Below are 19,333 nucleotides of genomic sequence, written 5' to 3' on the forward strand. Positions count from 1 at the left end.
ACCGGGGCGCCGCAGGCCACCAGGTCGGAAAGCGGTTACACCCAGGTTCCGGCCATCCACTACGCTCTGAGTGTGCGCATCCTCATAGCTCCCGACAAGTTCGCCGGCACCATGAGCGCCGCCGAAGCCGCCGACGCCGTCGCCGCGGGCTGGCTCCGCGCCCGCCCCGGCGACACCGCGGCGACCCTGCCGCTGGCCGACGGCGGCCCCGGCTTCGTGGACGTCCTCGCCCACGCCCTGCCCGGCGCGACCCGCCGCACGGTCGCGACCTGCGATCCCCTCGGCCGCCCCGTCCAAGCCGACTACCTGCGCGACGGCGAGACCGCCTACATCGAGTCCGCCGCCGCGTGCGGCCTCCATCTCCTCGAAGCCGCCGAACGCGATCCCCGCCGCACCACCAGCTACGGCCTCGGCCTCATCGTCTCGGACGCGATCGAGACCGGCGCGCGGCGCATCGTCGTCGGCCTCGGCGGCTCGGCCACCAACGACGCCGGAGCCGGGATGCTCACCGCCCTCGGCCTCACCCTCCTCGACTCGACCGGTGCCGCGCTGCCCTACGGCGGCGGCGTCCTTTCGGCTTGCGCCGCAATCGAAGGCCACGCCCGCACCCGCGGCGTCGAGTTCATCGCCGCCACCGACGTCGACTCCCCGCTGCTCGGCCCGCACGGCGCCACATACATGTTCGGGCCGCAGAAGGGCGCGACCGGCAGCGCCCTGCCGTTCCTGGAGATGTCGCTCTCGTCATTCGCCGAACTGGCCGAACGGCGGCTCGGTCCCGTCGGCGCCTCCGAGCAGCCCGGCGCGGGAGCGGCCGGGGGCCTGGGCTTCGCGTTCTTCCTCCTCGGCGGACACCGCGAGTCCGGTGCCCGCCTCACCTGCGAAGCCGTCGGACTCGACGCCAAGATCGCCGCATCCGACCTGGTCATCACCGGGGAAGGCTCCTTCGACGCCCAGAGCCTCCGCGGCAAGCTCGCCGCGGAGGTCGCCTCGGGCGCCGCCGTCCACGGCAAGCCCTGCCTGGTCCTGGCCGGCCGCTCCGACGTCGACGCCCACCCCGACCTCGCCGGCGTGCACTCGGTCACCGAACTCCTCGGCAGCCCCGAGGCCGCGATGCGCGAACCGGTCGAAGGCCTCACTTCGCTCGCCGAGAAGGTGGCGACGGAGTGGCGCGAATAGGTACGGTCGAGGACTGGTCATCAGAACGCGTCACATCTACGGGTAAGTGACCTCGGGAATAACGACACTTCCCGAGAGGTTGGGTACTGTTGACCTGTCGAAGAGACCCGATCGACTTGGATCTCGCACACACACGAGGGAGTTGCCAGTGAGCGCCACCCAGCAGGCCGAAGAAGTCAAGGACAACGCCACCAAGGTCGGCGTCGTGCTCACGGAAGCGGCTGCCACCAAGGTCAAAGCCCTGATCGAGCAGGAGGGTGAAGAAGGCCTGCGCCTGCGCGTCGAGGTCAGCCCCGGCGGCTGCTCCGGTCTGCGCTACGGCCTGTTCTTCGACACCGACGTGCGCGACGGCGACACCGTCCAGGACTACGAAGGCTTCGGCGTCGTGGTCGACAAGATGAGCATCCCCTACCTCATCGGTGCGAGCATCGACTTCGCCGACCGCATCGACGCCCAGGGCTTCACCATCGACAACCCGAACGCCCAAGGCTCCTGCGCCTGCGGCGACTCGTTCCACTAGCGGGATCGATCCGGATCAGCTGCCGTTAAGAAGGCATCGTCAGCCCGGTCGATCTCCGGATCGGCCGGGCTGAGCCATGCGTTAGGCTGGCCGATCCCACCACGGACCCCATCGTCCGCAATCTTTCATGCGCACGGCCAAAGCGCCGCGCGCGCTTCCATTCGCATCACCGCGTCCCCGACTGAACGAGGACAATCGCTGTGCCACTTGTCGTGCAAGGCATGAAGACCGCCGTCACCGGCACGACCGCGGAAGCGGTCGGCCACGGCATGAGCAGACTCGGCCAGGCGCCGGTCGTGCTCGACGGCGAAGAGCTCGACCTCATCGCGGTCATGGAGCGCGGCGGCTCCCTCGGCATGATCCACATCGGACCTGGCGACGCCAAGGCCATGCACGCCTACGCCGACCAGTGCCGCGATCTCGGCCTCGAGTTCAGCGCCGACCCCGGCGAGCTCGAAGGCGAAGAGGCCGTTGACTTCTTCACCGGCGCCAAGTTCCTCGTCTCCAGTCAGGACCGCTACCAGCTGCTCCAGGCCACCACCGGCTTGAACGACGACGAGATCCTCGAGCGCGTCCGCGTCCGCGTGACCACGCTCGACCAGGACGGCGTCGAGATCGCCGGCCACGACATGGACCGCATCCGCGTGCCGTTCCCCCGTGCGCGCGAGATCATCGACCACGCCGGTGCGGGGGACGCCTTCGCCGCCGGCCTGCTGGCCGGTCTCGGCTGGGGGATGGGTCTGCGCCGGGCCGCCGAAGTCGGCTCGCAGATGACCGCGCTGGCCCTCGAAACCGTTGGGCCGCAAGGCTATGCGGTGAATCCGGTGGAGTTCGTGCACCGGTTGGAGCAGTCGTACGGTCCCGCCGCGGCGGCAGAGGCCTCCGCGTACCTGCTGCCGGAGTGATCCCAAGCGCCTCTTGGGCACTCAGAGGAAACTTGTGTCTCACTAATTGGGATTACACCGGCAATACGGACGAAATGATTGCAGCCCAAGGTCTCTGCTTACCGTCTGCCGGGTAACGATTCCACAACGTACTCTTTCTTTTAGCTGTGTTGTGCGACATGGTGTGAGTTATCCCACGACCCACTCACATCCTGGAGCGACCAGTGCGACGAATGCGAATGACGGTGGCCGCAGTTGCCGCCGCCGGGCTGACGGTGTCCGCCGCGGCCTGTACCGGAGACGAAGGCGATCTCGACGGCGAGGGCGGCGGCAGCGGCGGCACCGTCAACATGCAGATCGGCGAGGTCCGCAGCCTCATCCCCGGCAGCTCCGGCGAGTCCGAGGGCTACCGGATCATGAAGAACGTCTACGACGGCCTGGTCTACTACGACCGCGAGACCGGTGAGCCGAAGAACCTGGTGGCCGAAGAGATCTCCTCCCCCGACAACCAGGTCTGGACCATCAAGATCAAGGACGGGCTGACCTTCCACAACGGCGAGCCGGTGAACGCCGACGCGTTCATCCGCTCCTGGGACCGCACCGCGTACGCGTCCAATTCGCTCCCGCTCAACTACTTCTTCGGCACGTTCGAGGGCTGGGCGGAGATGAACCCCGACCCGCTGCCCGAGGACCAGTGGGCCGACCCCGAGGTACCCGAATGGGCGCCGATCGAGACCACCCACCTCTCGGGCGTGACCGCGGTCGACGACCTCACCATCGAGGTCAAGCTGACCGCGCCGTTCATCGGCTTCCCCACGATGCTCGGCTACGAGGCGTTCTACCCGGCGGCCGAGGAGTGCCTGGCCGACCTCGAAGCCTGCGAGGCCAAGCCGATCGGTAACGGCCCCTTCATGTTCGAAGAGCCGTACGACATCGAGAGCGGCGGCACCGCGGTCCGCTGGGAGGACTACAAGGGTGACATGCCCGCCCAGATCGACGCCGTCAACTGGAAGGTCTACCTCGAAGGCGACGACTGCTGGGCGGACTTCCTGACCGGCGACATCGACGTCTGCCGCCCGACCGCGGCCGACTACGAGAACGCCATGAACGACCCCGACCTCGAGTCGCGCCACATCCAGCAGGACGACCCGAGCATCCTGATGCTCGGATTCCCGCTCTACGACGCGAAGTTCCAGGACCTCAACCTGCGCCGCGCCATCTCCATGGCGATCGACCGCGAAGGCGTCGCGAACGTGGTCGGCCCCGAGCGCTTCTACCCGCTCGACCAGTGGGTCCCCGAGTCCATCCTCGGCGGCGGCACCCACTCCTGCGGCGAGTACTGCACCTACGACCCGGCGGCCGCGGCGGACCTCCTCGCGCAGGCCGGCGGTTGGCCCGCAGGCGAGAAGATGAAGATCTGGGTCAACGACGCGAACGACAACGTCGACATCTTCCGCGCCATCGGCGACTCCATCAAGGACAGCCTGGGCATCGAATACGAGCTCGTCACGATGGACTTCCCCGAGTTCCTCGCCACCCGCGAGGAGCACAACCTCGACGGTCCGTTCCGCTCCGGCTGGGGCCCGGACTACAACCTGAACGAGAACTACCTGGAGCCGATCTACGGCGGCGGCGCCTCGGTCAACGACCAGGGCTATGAGAACGCCGACTACGACGCCAAGATCGCCGAAGCGGGTTCCGCTGCGACCCTTGACGAAGCCGTGGCCCTCTACGCCGAGGCCGAGGCCATCCTCGCCGCGGACATGCCGAGCGTCCCGGTCTTCGGCGAGCGCTTCAACTACTTCTACACCGAACGCCTCGAGAACGTGTACGTCCACCCGATCTACAGCGGACCGGGCGGCGACTGCGAACTCCGAGAAGTCACCGTCGTCGAGTAGCGCCTACAACTGAAGACCACCCGGGCGGACACCCGCCGCGGCTGCGCGAGCAGACCGCGGCGGGGCCGCCCGGGGGCTCTGGATTTGGAAAGAACCATGGGACGCTACATCATCCGACGCCTCCTCCAATCCCTCCTCACCCTCGGCATCGTGCTCTTCCTGCTCCACTACCTGACCGCCCTGTCCGTCCAGATCAGGGGCAACCCCGCCCTGCTGTTCTTCGGCGGGGACCGGACGCCGGACCCCGGGATGCTCGCCCAGGTCGAACGCCTCTACGGGCTCGACAACAAGTGCTACGAGCGCGTGGGCGACCCGTGCCTGACGCCGTTCGTCGACCGCCTCCAGAACTACGTCCAGGGCGACCTGGGCACCACCCTCAACGGCAACCGCGACATCGGGCAGCTCCTCGCGATCTACATCCCGAACACCCTGCGGCTGTTCATCTTCGCGACGATCACTCTCGTCGCCGTCTCGATGGTGCTCGGCACCTGGGCCGCCAGGCACCGCGGCAAGTTCATCGACCACACCGTGCGCGGCACCACGATCCTCGCCGACTCGGTCCCCGTGTTCCTCATCCTCTTGTCCTACGTGTACATCGTGGCGGTCCCGCTCACCCGCTGGGCCAGGGGCATCTGGGGCACCGAATCGTTCATGGGACAGGTGTTCAGACCCAACTACAACCCCGACTACCCGTGGACGACGATCATCATCCCGGGCATCATCGTCGGCACCGTCGGCCTCGCCACCATGACCCGCCTCATCCGCGCCTCGCAACTGGAGAACCTCGGGTCCGACTTCGTGCGCACCGCGAAGGCCAAGGGCCTCAAGCCCTTGCGCATCACGATCGTGCACGTCATCCGCAACTCGATGATCCCCATCGTCACCGGCATCGGCTTCCTGTTCGCGTTCATGCTCTCCGGGGCCGTGCTGACCGAGGGCGTCATGGGCATCCCGGGCATGGGCCGCATGATCTTCCAGGCGGTGCAGCGCCAAGAAGGCAACCTCGTCATCGTCGGGCTCACCGTCTCGGCCTTCGTCGTGGTCTTCGTGAGCCTCATCGTCGACCTCCTCTACGCCGTACTCGACCCGAGGATTCGCTATGAGTGAGCTGACCGCGCCCATCGTCGCAGAGGAACGCCAGGCCTCCCTGTGGTCGGACGCCTTCCGCACCATGCGCAAACGCCCCGACGTCATCATCGCCACCGCGGTGCTCCTGTTCGTGTTCGCCATGGCGGCGTTCCCGGGCCTGTTCACCGACAAGGACCCCACCGTGTGCCTGGGCCGCGAGGCGAAACTGCGGCCCGACACCTGGTTCACCGGCGAACACCCGATGGGGACCGACGCGTTCGGCTGCGACTTCGCCTCCACGCTCGTCCACGGCACCAGGCCCACGATCGCGCTGGCACTCAGCGTCATCGTCGTCTCGGTCCTGGTCGGACTGGTCCTCGGCATCCTCGCGGGCTACTACGGCGGCTGGATCGACGGCCTCATCTCGCGGTCCCTCGACGTGTTCATCGTCATCCCGATGCTCATGGGCGCCATCCTGATCCTGAGCCTGTTCCGCGGGCGCGTCTCGGCCGACACCCTGCTCGGGACGATCGCCGCGCCGGCGATCGCGCTCGCGCTGTTCGGGTGGATGGAGTTCTGCCGGTACACCCGCGCGGCCACGCTGGAGACGAAGAACCTCGACTACGTGGTGGCCGCCAAGTGCCTCGGCGCGAACGACCGCCGCATCATGTTCCGGCACATCCTGCCGAACGCGATCGTCCCGGTCACGGCCGTCGTGCCCACGACCATCGGCGGCATCATCGTCACCGAAGCCGCCCTCGCCGTCCTCGGCATCGGCGTCCAGCCCCCGGCCACCAGCTGGGGCGTGCTGCTCTCCAAGGGCACCGAATGGGCCGGCGGCGGCTACGTCTACCTGTTCGCCTGGCCCCTGTGCATGCTCATCCTGACCGTGTTCGCGTTCGCGACCTTCGGGGACGCGCTGCGCGACGCCCTCGACCCGAAACTGAGGTGAGAGAGCGATGGTCACCCAAGTACGCGTCATAGGCGACACCCTCCCCGGCGTCGACCTGAACACCCCACTGCTCGAAGTGGACTCGCTCCGCGTCGAATTCAAGGTGCGCGGCAAGCGGATCCCCGCCGTGCGCGGCGCGAGCTTCACCCTCGAGCAGGGCCGCACCCTCGCCGTCGTCGGCGAATCCGGCTCCGGCAAGTCCGTGACCTCCCAGGCGATCATGGGCATCCTCGACACCCCGCCCGCCCACGTCACCGGCGGCCGCGTCCTGCTCCACGGCGTCGACCTCCTCGCGCAGAACGAGGAGACCCGCAGGACCATCCGCGGCAACCACATCGCCATCGTCTTCCAGGACGCCCTGTCGGCCCTCAACCCGCTGTGGTCCGTGGGCTTCCAGATCGGCGAACTCTTCCGCGTCCACCGGGGCACCAGCCGCAAAGACGCCAAGGTCAAGGCGATCGAACTGCTCGACCTCGTCGGCATCCCCGACGCGAAGAACCGCGTCGGCCACTACCCGCACCAGTTCTCCGGCGGCATGCGCCAGCGCGTCATGATCGCCATGGCGCTGGCGCTCGACCCCGAAGTCCTGATCGCCGACGAACCCACGACGGCCCTGGACGTGACCGTGCAGGCCCAGATCATGCGGCTGCTCAAGCGCATCCAGGCCGAGCGGAACATGGGTCTGATCCTCATCACCCACGACCTCGGGGTGGTCGCCGACGTCGCCGACGACGTGGCGGTCATGTACGCGGGGGAGGTGGTCGAGCGCGCGGGCATCCGCGACACGTTCAAGCGCCCGGCCCACCCTTATACGAAGGCGCTGCTGCGCGCGATCCCGCGCGTCGACACCGTCGGTCGGGAACTCGAGGTGATCCGCGGCCTGCCGCCGAACCCGGCTGCGCTGCCGGGCGGCTGCCCGTTCCACCCGCGCTGCTTCGCGGCGGAGGACAAGTGCGCCGAGGAGGTCCCGCCGTGGATCGAACCCGCCGAGAACCACGGCAGCCGCTGCCACTTCGCCGAGGAGGTCTACGTCGATGAACGCTGAACTGGGCCAGGGGAACGCGGCCGCCGAGCCGGCCCTGGAAGCGAAGGATCTGGTGAAGCACTTCCCGATCCAGCGCGGCGTCGTCGTCAAGCGCACGGTGGGGCACGTGCAGGCGGTCGACGGCGTGGACCTGAAGCTCTACCCGGGGAAGACCCTGGGAGTCGTGGGCGAATCGGGCTGCGGCAAGTCCACGCTCGCGAAACTCCTGGTCGGCCTGGAATCGCCGACGTCGGGTTCGATCAAGATCCAGGGCAAGGAGATCGGGGGGCTCTCCGCCCGGCGGATCCGCCCGTTCAGGCGTGACATCCAGCTGGTCTTCCAGGACCCGTACACCTCGCTCAACCCGCGCCTCACGGTAGGCGACATCGTGGGGGAGGCCTTCGAGATCCACCAGAACGTCGTCCCCAAAGCCAAGCGGGCCAACGAAGTGAAGACGCTTCTCGACATGGTCGGTTTGAGCCCCGACCACATCAACCGCTACCCGCACCAGTTCTCCGGCGGCCAGCGCCAGCGCATCGGCATCGCCCGCGCCCTGGCGCTGCGTCCGAAGGTCCTCGTCTGCGACGAGCCGGTGAGCGCCCTGGATGTGTCGATCCAAGGCCAGGTGATCAATCTCCTTGAGCGCCTTCAGGACGAGCTGGGCTTGGCGTACGTGTTCATCGCGCACGACCTCTCGGTGGTGCGCCACATCGCCGACGAGGTCGCGGTGATGTACCTCGGCAAAGTGGTCGAGCGCGGCACGGGCCGGGAGATCTACGACCATCCGCGGCATCCGTATACGCAGGCGCTGCTCTCGGCCGTGCCGGTGCCGGATCCGGACCTGCGGGGGCACCGCGAGGAGATCATCCTGCAGGGTGACGTGCCGTCGCCGATCAACCCGCCCTCGGGCTGCCGTTTCCGCACCCGCTGCTGGAAGGCGACCGACCACTGCGCGGAGGAGGTCCCGACGCTCGACGTGGGGGACAAGGGAACCCATCCGACGGCTTGCTTCTACGCGGAGGAGCGGGACGTCACGCACGCGGTCAAGTAGCTGCCTCCCGAAGGCAAGGGCGTCCTCTGCTGCCCAAAGAGGACGCCCTCTTCGCTGCTGTGCGCGTTTCCCCCACCGGCCACGCGACTTGACTGCTCCTCACGATAGACTGAGCTGGTAACAATCTTGTATGAGTGACAATAAACTGGTCAGTAACATTCTATCGGCTACGGACGGTATTGCCGCTGATCGAACAGTTGTGCACTTTCTTCATCAGGTTCCGATTAAGGGAGTTGATTTATGACTACAAGCGACTTTGCGTCAGAGGATCGCCGACGCGACCCGTCCACACGCACCCTGCCCGAGATTCACCCGGCAACCGGATCGCGAGGCCGGTGACCGGACGCCGTCACGATGGGCGACAACACCTCCAGCCAAACCCTCGGACCCGGCGGGCCCGAGTCGGATCGCGGCAGCGATGCCACCACCAACCTCTCCGTGGCCGCGTACACGGACCCCGTATTCCGGGACAAGCTCCTCAACGACATCTGCTCCCGCCGCGACCGCGCGCTCGCCCCGAGCCCCGGTGTCGACATCTCCCTGATCGCCAGGCACGCGCGCCGGGCCCGGTCCATCGACGGCGTCACCATGGTGCTCGTGGTGTCCTACGTCGTGTGGCGCGTCATCGGCGCGACCGATCAGGAATGGGTGAACCTCCTTCTCACCCTTGGCTTCTGGCTGATCGCGGCCTGGATGATCCAGCGGGTCTCGGCCCGGTTGAACTCGCCGGTGCAGTACGAGGTGGGCCGGACGCTCAACGGCAAGGACATGGTGCTCCTGGGTCTCCTGCTCCTGCTCATCTGGAGCCTGCTGCGGATCTGGCGGCGCTATTTCGGTCTGCATTGGACTTACGAGTTCCCGGTGTTCGACGTCCTGGTACTGGGCGGGATCGTTGCGGCTCTGGCGCTCTACCGCGCGATCCGGGTCCTCCGGATCCAGACGAAGCGCCGGCCGTGGACGCTCTGGTCCCCGCGGGCCGACGACCTCGACCGCATCCAGCGCTCGGAGATCGTGATCCACCGCGACAACGCCGAGAACCGCTTCACCGGGTTCGGCAAGGAGGAGGATTTCGGCCGCGAGATTCATGTGCCGCTGGTCGACACCGAAGGACGGCCGCAGCCGGCCCCCGACATCGAAGGGCTCTTCAGGGCCGTCAAGGCCCGGTTCGCGTCGCTCATCGACGCGGACGCGGGCCCCGGGGCCACGACCTGCCTGGAGGTGATCGAGCAGGTCCATGTGCCGGACCGCCTGGTCACCAAGCCGGTGTACTGGCTCAAACGCTGGAAGGTCGGCGGCCGCGTGTTCAAGGACTTCGCCGAGGTGCGCGCCGACCCGGACTGGGGGCAGTGGGCGTACCTGCGGCTCCAGATGACCGACGAGCGCGGCGAGCTGGTGACCAACGTGCTCTGCCGGTTCCTGGTGAGCGCCGACTCGCTGTACCTCGAATTCCGGCCGCATTCCCTGTTCCGCACCGATCGCCGCCACGACCTGTTCAGGGGCGGCACGGGCAAACGGGTGGGGCTCGTGGCCTCGTCGGTGATCCTCGGCTTCCTCGCCGCGCCGCTGCTGATCCCTCAGACGCCGGTCAGTCTCCGCCGGACGGTGTGGAACGGCCTGAAGCGGATCGGCAGGTGGGCCGGGCGGAACCTCAAGATCGGATACGAGGACTGCGGGTCCCCGGACGGCCTGCGCGGCTTCGGGTCTGACCCGGTGCCGTCGATGAACCAGCAGTTCAAGACGGAGCGCAACGCGCTGAGCATGATCGAGCACTGCCTTGAGGCCGTGAAGGAGTACTGCGGGACCACGATCGACCCCACGGATCTCGAGCAGCACATCGGCAAGGTCGCGGGGGAGATCAACGTGGTCAATTCGTACACGGTCACCAGCGAAGCCGGGGGAACGATCAACGTGGCCGCCTTGGGAACCGGCGCCCGCGGCAACGTCGGGGCGATGGGCGAGGAGAGCCGCGGAACGATCCAGGGGGCGCCTGAAGCAGGGCGAGCCTAAGCGTCCGCACCAGCAAGCGGCCCCGCCTACGCGGGGCCGCTTGCTCGTCTTCGGCGGGAGCGCCGGGTCCCCTCCCGCGTTCCGTCGAGCGCTACCGTCGTCGAATGGCCTTCTTCCATGCGCCCTACCATCTCGACGAACGCCTACCCGACCTCGACTTCCCTATCCCGGACGGCACCGAGGCCACCGACATCCACGTGGAACTGCCCGGCGCCGACGTGTGGTCGCGGCTCGTGGCGCTGTACGAGGAGGTCGCGCAGGCCATCGCTGCGGCGAGCCGGGCCGGATCGACTCCCACCGTGATCTCCGGCGACTGCACGGTCTCCATCGGCATGGCCGCGGGCCTGCAACGCGCCGGGCTCGATCCCGCGATCGTGTGGGTCGACGCGCACGGGGACCTCCAGACCCTGGAGACCACTCCGTCCGGATACCTCGGCGGCATGGCGCTCCGCTTCCTCCTCGGCTACCGATCCGACGCCATCGCCGAGCCCCTGGGCCTCCGCCCGCCGGCCGAGGACCGCGTGCTGCTGGTCGACGCCCGCGACCTCGATCCGGCCGAAAAGGGCTACCTCGACTCGACACCGTTGCGGCGGAAGGCTATGGAAGATTTGACCGCCGACGACCTGCCCTCCGGTCTGATCCTGATCAACCTCGACCTCGACACCCTCAACCCGGCCGAACGCCTCAACGCGCGATACCGAGCCGAGGGCGGCCCCGACCTCACCGCGATGCTGCGCGCCGTCCGGACCATGATGGGCACCGGAAACGTCGCGGCCCTGAACATCGCCTGCACTTGGGACCCGGGCAATCCCGCCGATGAAGCGGTCCGCCGACGCACCCTCGCCGCGATCCTCGAAGCTACCGCGACGCCGACACCGTGAGAGGCCGCAGCGCGAAGGCATCGCCACCGCCCTCGACACCAAACAGCTTGCGCAGCCCGGCCTCCCCCGTTAGCTTCCCTTGGTGATCCCTGAATCGGAGCAGCCGAGCCCCGCCGCTCCGGCCGACCTCTTGGCCGCCGTGTACGAACTCGGCGCCGTCCACGAGGTCCGCTTCCTCCCCGACGGCCGGATGAACCGGAACTGGCGCCTCGACTGCGACCGCGGCAGCTTCGCGCTCAAGCACCTCACCGACCGCGACCCGGCCGTGGCCCGCCGCAACCTCGGCCTCCTCGATCGGCTTGCCGCCGCAGGCATCCCGGTCGCCGCACCCGTGGCCACGACCACCGGCGAACTCGTCTGCGAGATCGAGGGCAACGCCTACTACCTGTGCGAGTGGGTCGAAGGCGGCCACTTCGGTGCCGAGATGACCCTCGGGCAAGCCGAGCACATGGGCGTCATGATCGGCCGCATCCATGAGGTCCTCGCCGACCCGGGCTTCGGACTCCCCGCACCCCAACCGGTTCACGCCACGGTCAACGATCCCGAAGCCGCGCTGGCCGAGTCTGAGCGATTCCTCAAGCTGGCCACCCAGAACGCGCCCCAAGACCCGTTCGACCGCGCCGCCGTCCCGGTCCTGCACCGCCGCCTCGATCTCATTGCCGCCCATGCCCACCTCCGGCCGGAACCGACCACCGCCACCGGTCCCTTCGGCTGGACCCACGGCGACTGCCAGAATTTCAATCTCATCTGGTCCGGCGACCGCATCAAAGCCGTGATCGACTGGGACCGCATCCGCGTCGGCCCGTATGCCGACGAACTGGTGCGGGCCGCGACCTGGCAGTTCTGCGAGCCGAACGGCCACATCGATCTTCCGAAGGTTGCCGCCTTCCTGGCCGGGTACCGCTCGGTACGCCCGATCGACCGCGCCGTCCTCGCCGCTGCCGCGCGCCGCCGCTGGTGGAAGATGCTGTCGCATCCCTGGACCCTGGTCTTCCATTACGACCGCAAGGACAACTCCTGCGACGACCTCTTCTTCAACGACGACCGCCTGATGACCTGGTGGTCGACGAACCTGGCAGCCGTCGAAGCCACCTTCGGGGCCTGAGGCCGGCAAGTCCCTGCATGACCGGGGCCTTCACGGTCCGACGCGGGCTCAGTCTGCTTGTGCGCGTAGGCCGTCCATGAGGACCTCGATGCAGCGCGCCGTCGCCTTGCGGTTCATCTCGGCCGGGAGTTCGGGCATGCGGCAGGTGACGTGATGAACCGCAGCAAGGTCGGCGCCGCCGATGTCGCGGGGCATCGCGCCCTCGGCCTGGGCGCGGTGGACGGCCAGTTCGAACCGTTCGAGCCAGGAGGCGGTGAGCGCCCGCAGCTCGTCGTCCCGGACGCGTTCCCCGCCGGACCGCTCGGCCCCTGAACCGCGTCCGGCCGCTGCTACTTGCGGGGCTTGTGGTTCGTGGTCTTCTTGATCGTGCCGTCAGGGTTGTAGTAGTGCCACTCGCCGACCTTCTTGTCCTGCTCGTAGCGGCCGCTGTCGATGAGGGCGCCCTCGGCGGTCCAACGCTCCCAGAGACCCTGGCGCTTCTCGTGGTCGAAGTCGCCGCGTTGGAGCACCTGCTTGTTAGCGCGCCACCAGGTCCACCGGCCGTGGACGAGTCCGTCCGCGAATCCGCCCTCGGAACGCAGACGCCCGTCGTCGGCGTAGTGCCGCCAGATGCCCTCGCGCTGGCCCGCGACGTAGTCGCCGACCATGAAGCCGCCGTGCGCGTCCTCCTCGGCCCAGAGGCCGGTCTTGCGGCCCTCGTCGTCCAGGCGGTTCGGTGCGTCCTCAGGTCGCGGTCGGTCCTGCTCACTCATGTTCGGCCTCCCGTCGGCTCGACTGGCCGCGCTGATCGTACGGCCCTCCGCTGAGCCTAGGCGTGACGCGGGCACGGCGCGGCCCGTTCGACTTCGAAGCGGGCTCCACTCGCGCTGCGGGAGCCACTGGGAGAATCCTGATCATGACGACAGCGGCGCATGGCCCCAGAGACCACCGATTTCGCCCCATGACGGGGCGTGATCCGGAGGAGTCGCACCGTGCGGCGACTCCGCTCGAACTGCTCTTCGACCTCGCCCTGGTCGTCGCGTTTAGCCAGGCGGGCACGCAGATGGCACACCTGCTCGAGATCGGACACTGGGCGGCCGCGATCGGCTCGTTCTCGTTCGCGGTGTTCGCCATCTGCTGGGCGTGGATCAACTACTCGTGGCTGGCATCGGCGTATAACAACGACGACGTGTTCTTCCGGATCGCGACGATGGTGCAGATGATGGGCGTGCTCGTCCTCGCGCTCGGGCTGCCCCAGATGTTCCACTCCGTCGACGAAGGCCTTCACGTCGACAACAGCGTGGTCGTCGCCGGATACGTGGTCATGAGGGTCTCGACGATCGCGCTGTGGCTTCGCGTGGCCCGTCACGACCGGCAGCGGCGCCGGAGCGCGATGACCTACGCCGGCCTCACGGCGATCGCGCAGATCGCCTGGATCATCCAGATCTTCACCTACCCGTCGCTGGCCGTGTCCTCCGGCGTCTTCATAACGCTCGCGATCTTCGAGATGCTGATCCCGATGCTCGCCGAGCGCCGCGAGGGCGGCACCCCTTGGCACGCGTTCCACATCGCCGAGCGCTACGGCCTGCTGGTCATCATCACGCTCGGAGAAGTCGTGCTCGGCACGATCATCGCCGTCTCGGCGGTCGTCGAGGCGCAGGGCTGGTCGGTCGAAGCCGTCCTCGTCGCCTTCGGCGGCACCTCGCTCGTCTTCGGATTGTGGTGGGTGTACTTCATGATGCCCTCCGGTGAAGTGCTGGCCCGCCACCGCGACCGCGCATTCACCTGGGGCTATGGGCACCTGGTCATCTTCGGCTCGATCGCGGCGACCGGCGCGGGCCTGCATGTGGCCGCGATGGTCATCGAGCATGTCGCCCACATCGATTCGACGGCGGCGATCCTCACGGTCGTCATACCCGTCGCAGTATTCACCACCGCACTGTTCACGTCTTATTCGCTGCTGCTGCGGCAGTTCGATCCGTTCCATCTGCTGTTGTACGTCGGCGCGATGCTGGCGCTGGCCGCCTCGGCGATCGCCGTAGCGGCCGGCGCGACTGTCGGCGTCGGCATCGCGATCGCCGCGTGCGCGCCACTGGTGGTGATCGTCGGCTACGAGACCGTGGGTCACCGCCATCAGTCGGCCGCACTCGAGCGAGCGCTCGAATGACCGAAGTCAGGCCAGGGGCTTCGCGAAGCAGAGCGAGATCTCGGAGTCGGCGTAGTGGCCGAAGCGGGGGATCCGGTGGTAGCCCTCGCGCTCGTAGAAGCGGATCGCGTCGGGCTGGGCTTCGCCGGTCTCGAGCTTCACCGTGGTCCAGCCGCCTTCGCGGGCGGCTTTCTCCAGGGACGCGAGGAGCGCCGCGGCCACGCCGGAGCCGCGCGACCCGGGGTCCACGTACATGCGCTTGACCTCGACCGATGCGGCGTCGAGTTCGCGGAACGCGCCGCACGCGATCGCGGTGCCGTCGGGGTCGAAGGCCATGAGGAAGACCGTGATGTCCTCGGCGGACGGCACCGGGCCCGGCTCGTGGTCGTCGCAGCCGTACCGCTCGTCGAGTTCGGCGCGCTGGCGCGTGCGCAGTGCGATCCCCTGCGGGTCTTCCCAATGCCGGGGTTCGATGGTCCAGCTGGCGGTGGTCTGCATGGCGGGTCCTCGGGGTCGAAGTCTTTGTAACAGATGTTACGGTAACACTTGTTACGGAAACTTGGGAAGAGGGAGCGGACCATCGCACGCAGGGCGGATCACGAGGCGCAGCAGGAACGGATCTCGAAAGCGGTCTGGAGCATCCTCGCGGGCAAGGGGATCGAGCACCTGACGATCCGCGCCGTCGCGGCCGAGGCGGGCTGCACCACCGGCCTGGTGATGCACCGCTTCCCGGGCCGCAGCGCGCTGCTCGCACACGCCCGGGACCTCCTGCATGCCCGGACCCGCGAGCGCGTCGAACGCCTCGAAGCCGAAGCCGAGACCCCGAAGGCCGCGCTGCGCGCCATCCTGGCGCAGGGCATGGCGCTCACCGAGGACTCGACGCAAGAGGCACTGGTGTGGATGGGCTTCCTGGCGGCCTCAGTGGGGGACGAGGACCTGATCGAACTGCACCGCAAGAACAACCGTGCCTGGCGCGAGCGCGTGGCCCGGCTCGTGGCGGCCTCCGCCCCGGGCTGGGACGAGCCGCGCGTGACGACCGCGGTCTTCACCCTCGTGGGCGCCACCGAAGGCGCGGCCCAACTCGCCAGCTTCGACCCGCAGGCCTACGGCGCCGAGGCCCAGGAAGCCATGCTCGACAGCCTCCTCGAAGCGCTCGGGCTGGCCTGACCCCGGTCGGGCCGGCCCGAGCGACCGGTTCAGGCGGCCGTGGCCGCGGCGTAGCGCGCCGCGACGTCCTGCCAGTTCACGACCTCCCACATCGCCTTCACGAAGTCGGGGCGGACGTTCTTGTACTGCAGGTAGTATGCGTGCTCCCACGCGTCGAAGGCCAGCAGCGGGACCGAGGTCTGCGCGACGTTCCCGTGGTGGTCGTAGACCTGCTCCACGATGAGCCGCTTCGAGGTCGGCTCGAACGACAGCACACCCCAGCCGGAGCCCTGCACCAGCGTGGTCGCCGCCGAGAGCTGCCCGTGGAAGCCCTCGAAGGAGCCGAAGTACTCGTTGATCGCGTCCGCGAGCTCGCCCTCGGGACGGCCGCCGCCGTCGGGGCTCATGTTCTCCCAGTAGAGGGAATGCAGCACGTGACCGGACACGTTGAACGCGAGGGTCTTCTCCAGGCCGACGATCCCGCTGAAGTCGCCCTTGTCGCGCGCCTCGTCGATGCGCTCGATCATGTCGTTGGCGCCCTTGACGTATGCGGCGTGGTGCTTGTCGTGGTGCAGCTCGAGGATGTGCCCGTTGATGTGCGGCTCCAGCGAGCCGTAGTCATAGGGCAGGTCGGGCAGTGTGTAGACGGTCATCGTCGCCTCTCTCGCTCTCGGCAGTACGAACGTTGTCGCCACACTTTCACAACTGCAAGTTAGTGGCAATAGAACGCGGCACGGGTCGCCCGGTGATCCCGATCGTCTTAGGACCATCGTCTGAGAACTGCTCGAATGCGAAGGCGCGCAAGCCTTACCGCGCCGTACTCCCGGTCGCTACCGCGACAGCCGCCGGATGCCCTCCACGATGCCCGGCAGCACCTCCAGGAACCGGTCCACCTCGTCCTCGGTGGTCTCCCGGTGCAGCGACACCCGCACGTTCCCGTGGCTGAGCACGCCCATCGCCTGCAGCACATGCGAAGGCCGCAACCGCGTCGAAGCGCACGCCGAACCCGACGACACCGCGAACCCGGCCTTGTTGAGCTCGGTCAGCAGCACCTCGCCGTCCACACCGAGGCAAGAGAACGTGACGATGTTCGGCAGCCGGTCCACCGGATCACCCGGCAGCTCCACCTCTGGAATCGTCTCCTCGATGTGCTCCCTGATCCGCTCGGTCATCGCCCGCACCCGCTTCGACAACGCGTCGCGCTCAGCCGTCACCGCACGCAACGACGCCGCCGCGGCCACCGCCGCCGGTACGTCGACCTCGCCGATCGCCTCCCGGATCGAGGAGTCCTCCCCGGGAAACGGATTGCGCCAGCGCGTCCCCTTGCGCACCACCAGGATCCCGGCCCCCGCCAGGCCGCCCCACTTCCGGGCGCTGGCGGCGAGCACCGACCAGCCCGCGGGCACGGGCTCCCAAGGCAGGCTCGCGGCCGCGTCGCACACGAGCGGCACGCCGCCGGCGTTCGCCGCGATGTCCGCGATGGGCTGCCGGGTCCCGACCTCGTGGTTCGCGCTCTGCACGACCAGCACCGAGGCGTCGTCGATCCCCGCCAGAGGATCGGCGTCGATCCGGCCGAGCCGGTCCACCCCGACCGCCACAGCGGTCCCGCCCGTACGTTCGTGCCACTCGGCCGCGTGCAGCACCGAGGAGTGCTCCACGGCGCTGTAGACCAGCGGGCCCGGCTCGCTCCGCGCGGCGATGACGCCGAGTACGCCCGCGTGCACGGCCTGTGTCCCGCTCGATGTGAAAGTGACCTCATCAGGACTCACGCCCAGGGAGGCGGCCGCGGACTGCCGGGCGGCCTCCAGGAGCATCCGGGACCTCCGGCCCAATGTGTACAGTCGCCCGGGTCCCGCCCACCCCTCCGACAAAGCCGCAGCATAGGCGTCGCGGGCCGCCGGATGGGGCGGCTGCGCGGTCGCACCGTCGAAGTAGGTATCGGTCACTACTCAAATGTAGAAGACATTGCCTCGCGAACCCAACCCCTTGCACTCACGGGTGCGGGCCAAGCAGTAGGCTCTTGCCGTCAAGATCTGCGCCTTGCCGCCCGCCCGGCGGCGGACGCGGAGCCGAGCGCTGAGAAAGGCATGAGACAGGTGGTCGGAAAACCGTCCCGAGAACGTCGCGGCCGAGCCCGCCGCGCGATAGGTCTCACCGGGATCGCCGCGTTGCTCCCGATTGTGCTCGCGGGGTGCAGCCTTGACGACGCCTTCTACCTGGGCTGGCCGCGTACGCGCCCCACGACCCAGTCCGAGCAGATGTTCGATCTGTGGATCGGCTCGACCGTCGCCGCGCTCGCGGTCGGCCTCATCGTCTGGGGTCTGGTCTTCTGGTGCGTCGCGATGTACAAGAAGAAGGACAGCGACACCGAGCTGCCCCGCCAGACCAAGTACAACCTGCCCGCGGAGCTCACGTTCACGGCGCTGCCGTTCGTGCTCATCGGCATCTTGTTCTACTACACGGTCATCGTGCAGGACAACGTCACCGAGATGAGTGACGACCCGAAGGCCTGCACCGAGATCACCGCGTTCAAGTGGAACTGGCAGTTCACGTACACGGACGCCGAGTGCGAACCGCTGACCGGCGCCGACGGCCAGCCCGTCACCGAGGTCGGCAGTTCGGACTACATCCCGATCATCGTGGTCCCCAATGAGGAGGACGTGCGCTTCGAGGCTCACGCCGAGGACGTCATCCACTCCTTCTGGGTCCCCGACCTGCTCTTCAAGCGCGACGTGCTCCCCGGCAGCGAGGCGCAGACCACCCGCTGGGAGGTCGACTTCAACTCGGAGGGCACCTTCGTGGGCCGCTGCGCCGAGCTCTGCGGCGCCTACCACGCCTTCATGAACTTCGAGATGCGCGTGGTCTCGCCGGAGGACTACGAGACGTTCGTGAACGCCCGCGTCGAGGGCGCCTCGACACCGGAGGCGTTGGAGCTGATCGGCCAGGAGCCGTACGCGACGACGACCCATCCGTTCGACACCGACCAGGCCACTGGCGAAGCGAGCTAGGGGAGCGCCATGAAGACCGAGAACCGCCTCTTTTTCATCGTGATGATCTCGATGTTCATCTTCGCGGCCATCTACGGGTGGGTCACCTACATCAACGAGAACCCCGCCTACGGCGTGCCGAACCACGTCGAGTGGGTCGGGACGGTCGCCTTGATCTTCTCGGGCCTGCTGACCGGCATGGTCTGGCTGGTGTTCTGGGTGATCTCGCGCCGCATCGACCCGCGCCCGGAGGACCGCGCCGACGGCGAGATCTCCGACGTCTCGGGTGAGGTCGGCTTCTTCAGCCCCGGCTCCTACTGGCCGCTGGGCCTGGCGTTGACCGCCGTGCTCTCCGGTGTGGGCGTCGTGTTCTGGCTCCCGTGGCTCATGGCCGCGGGCGTCGTGGCGGTCCTGTTCGCCGTGGGCGGCCTGGTCTTCGAGTACTACACGGGCACGCGCAAGCTCGGCCCGCAGTAGCGATGGCGATTTAAGGGCCCGGAGCGTCGAGC

The 19,333-nt window shown here is 68.1% G+C and carries 19 protein-coding genes and 1 pseudogene; 15 read left to right on the plus strand and 5 right to left on the minus strand.

Annotated features, from left to right (window positions below; all coding sequences use genetic code 11):
* Window positions 1-72 precede the first annotated feature (72 nt).
* The 11 genes from ACFO8M_RS02910 to ACFO8M_RS02960 all read left to right on the plus strand — a co-directional run bounded on the left by ACFO8M_RS02910 (window position 73) and on the right by ACFO8M_RS02960 (window position 12,566).
* Complete coding sequence (locus ACFO8M_RS02910; RefSeq protein ID WP_387970231.1) at window positions 73-1,176, plus strand: glycerate kinase family protein; 1,104 nt, start codon at window positions 73-75, stop codon at window positions 1,174-1,176.
* Window positions 1,177-1,324: 148 nt separating this feature from the next.
* Window positions 1,325-1,696, plus strand: a complete 372-nt coding sequence (gene erpA / locus ACFO8M_RS02915) for an iron-sulfur cluster insertion protein ErpA (protein WP_387970234.1) — start codon at window positions 1,325-1,327, stop codon at window positions 1,694-1,696.
* Window positions 1,697-1,896: 200 nt separating this feature from the next.
* Window positions 1,897-2,601, plus strand: a complete 705-nt coding sequence (locus ACFO8M_RS02920; RefSeq protein ID WP_387970237.1) for a PfkB family carbohydrate kinase — start codon at window positions 1,897-1,899, stop codon at window positions 2,599-2,601.
* Window positions 2,602-2,813: 212 nt separating this feature from the next.
* Entirely contained in the window at window positions 2,814-4,478 is a 1,665-nt protein-coding gene (locus tag ACFO8M_RS02925; protein ID WP_387971176.1) for a peptide ABC transporter substrate-binding protein, read from the plus strand.
* Between the two features lie 96 nt (window positions 4,479-4,574).
* The gene (locus ACFO8M_RS02930; protein ID WP_387970240.1) at window positions 4,575-5,585 is read left to right on the plus strand and encodes an ABC transporter permease; all 1,011 of its coding nucleotides are present in this window, start codon (window positions 4,575-4,577) and stop codon (window positions 5,583-5,585) included.
* Window positions 5,578-6,498 carry an ABC transporter permease gene (locus ACFO8M_RS02935; protein ID WP_387970243.1) on the plus strand — a complete coding sequence of 307 codons (921 nt, stop codon included), beginning with the start codon at window positions 5,578-5,580 and terminating at the stop codon, window positions 6,496-6,498. Before ACFO8M_RS02930 ends, ACFO8M_RS02935 begins: the two co-directional genes overlap by 8 nt.
* A 7-nt stretch (window positions 6,499-6,505) precedes the next feature.
* The gene (locus tag ACFO8M_RS02940; RefSeq protein ID WP_387970246.1) at window positions 6,506-7,543 is read left to right on the plus strand and encodes an ABC transporter ATP-binding protein; all 1,038 of its coding nucleotides are present in this window, start codon (window positions 6,506-6,508) and stop codon (window positions 7,541-7,543) included.
* Window positions 7,533-8,573, plus strand: coding sequence for an ABC transporter ATP-binding protein (locus tag ACFO8M_RS02945; RefSeq protein ID WP_387970248.1), 1,041 nt, complete (start codon window positions 7,533-7,535; stop codon window positions 8,571-8,573). The genes ACFO8M_RS02940 and ACFO8M_RS02945 overlap by 11 nt, the downstream gene beginning before the upstream one ends.
* Before the next feature lie 354 nt (window positions 8,574-8,927).
* Entirely contained in the window at window positions 8,928-10,580 is a 1,653-nt protein-coding gene (locus ACFO8M_RS02950) for a hypothetical protein (RefSeq protein ID WP_387970251.1), read from the plus strand.
* A 104-nt stretch (window positions 10,581-10,684) separates the two neighbouring features.
* A complete protein-coding gene (locus ACFO8M_RS02955) occupies window positions 10,685-11,461 on the plus strand; it encodes an arginase family protein (RefSeq protein WP_387970254.1) in 777 nt (258 codons plus the stop codon).
* An 82-nt stretch (window positions 11,462-11,543) separates the two neighbouring features.
* Window positions 11,544-12,566 (plus strand): phosphotransferase, encoded by a 1,023-nt coding sequence (locus tag ACFO8M_RS02960; RefSeq protein WP_387970256.1) that lies wholly within the window; start codon window positions 11,544-11,546, stop codon window positions 12,564-12,566.
* A 48-nt stretch (window positions 12,567-12,614) separates the two neighbouring features.
* Here ACFO8M_RS02960 and ACFO8M_RS02965 read toward each other — a convergent pair.
* Window positions 12,615-12,836, minus strand: a pseudogene (locus tag ACFO8M_RS02965) (SbtR family transcriptional regulator); the annotation flags it as partial.
* Window positions 12,837-12,895: 59 nt separating this feature from the next.
* Window positions 12,896-13,318 (minus strand): toxin-antitoxin system YwqK family antitoxin, encoded by a 423-nt coding sequence (locus tag ACFO8M_RS02970; RefSeq protein WP_387970259.1) that lies wholly within the window; start codon window positions 13,316-13,318, stop codon window positions 12,896-12,898.
* Between the two features lie 188 nt (window positions 13,319-13,506).
* Here ACFO8M_RS02970 and ACFO8M_RS02975 point away from each other — a divergent pair, with 188 nt between their 5' ends.
* Window positions 13,507-14,712, plus strand: a complete 1,206-nt coding sequence (locus ACFO8M_RS02975; RefSeq protein WP_387970262.1) for a low temperature requirement protein A — start codon at window positions 13,507-13,509, stop codon at window positions 14,710-14,712.
* A gap of 6 nt (window positions 14,713-14,718) precedes the next feature.
* Here ACFO8M_RS02975 and ACFO8M_RS02980 read toward each other — a convergent pair whose 3' ends face one another.
* The gene (locus ACFO8M_RS02980; protein ID WP_387970265.1) at window positions 14,719-15,189 is read right to left on the minus strand and encodes a GNAT family N-acetyltransferase; all 471 of its coding nucleotides are present in this window, start codon (window positions 15,187-15,189) and stop codon (window positions 14,719-14,721) included.
* Between the two features lie 48 nt (window positions 15,190-15,237).
* Here ACFO8M_RS02980 and ACFO8M_RS02985 point away from each other — a divergent pair, with 48 nt between their 5' ends.
* The gene (locus ACFO8M_RS02985; RefSeq protein WP_387970268.1) at window positions 15,238-15,858 is read left to right on the plus strand and encodes a TetR/AcrR family transcriptional regulator; all 621 of its coding nucleotides are present in this window, start codon (window positions 15,238-15,240) and stop codon (window positions 15,856-15,858) included.
* A gap of 29 nt (window positions 15,859-15,887) precedes the next feature.
* Here the strand turns inward: ACFO8M_RS02985 and ACFO8M_RS02990 are convergent, their stop codons facing one another.
* Window positions 15,888-16,490 (minus strand): superoxide dismutase, encoded by a 603-nt coding sequence (locus ACFO8M_RS02990; protein ID WP_387970271.1) that lies wholly within the window; start codon window positions 16,488-16,490, stop codon window positions 15,888-15,890.
* A 177-nt stretch (window positions 16,491-16,667) separates the two neighbouring features.
* Window positions 16,668-17,783, minus strand: coding sequence for a cysteine desulfurase family protein (locus ACFO8M_RS02995; RefSeq protein ID WP_387970274.1), 1,116 nt, complete (start codon window positions 17,781-17,783; stop codon window positions 16,668-16,670).
* A gap of 141 nt (window positions 17,784-17,924) precedes the next feature.
* Here ACFO8M_RS02995 and ctaC point away from each other — a divergent pair, with 141 nt between their 5' ends.
* Both ctaC and ACFO8M_RS03005 read left to right on the plus strand, forming a co-directional pair.
* On the plus strand, window positions 17,925-18,845 hold the full coding sequence (gene ctaC / locus ACFO8M_RS03000; protein WP_387970277.1) for an aa3-type cytochrome oxidase subunit II: 921 nt from the start codon (window positions 17,925-17,927) through the stop codon (window positions 18,843-18,845).
* Between the two features lie 9 nt (window positions 18,846-18,854).
* Window positions 18,855-19,301, plus strand: coding sequence for a cytochrome c oxidase subunit 4 (locus tag ACFO8M_RS03005; RefSeq protein WP_387970280.1), 447 nt, complete (start codon window positions 18,855-18,857; stop codon window positions 19,299-19,301).
* Window positions 19,302-19,333: the final 32 nt, after the last annotated feature.

It is taken from the genome of Glycomyces rhizosphaerae (assembly GCF_042647865.1).
GTDB classification, from domain to species: Bacteria; Actinomycetota; Actinomycetes; order Mycobacteriales; family Micromonosporaceae; genus Glycomyces; species Glycomyces rhizosphaerae.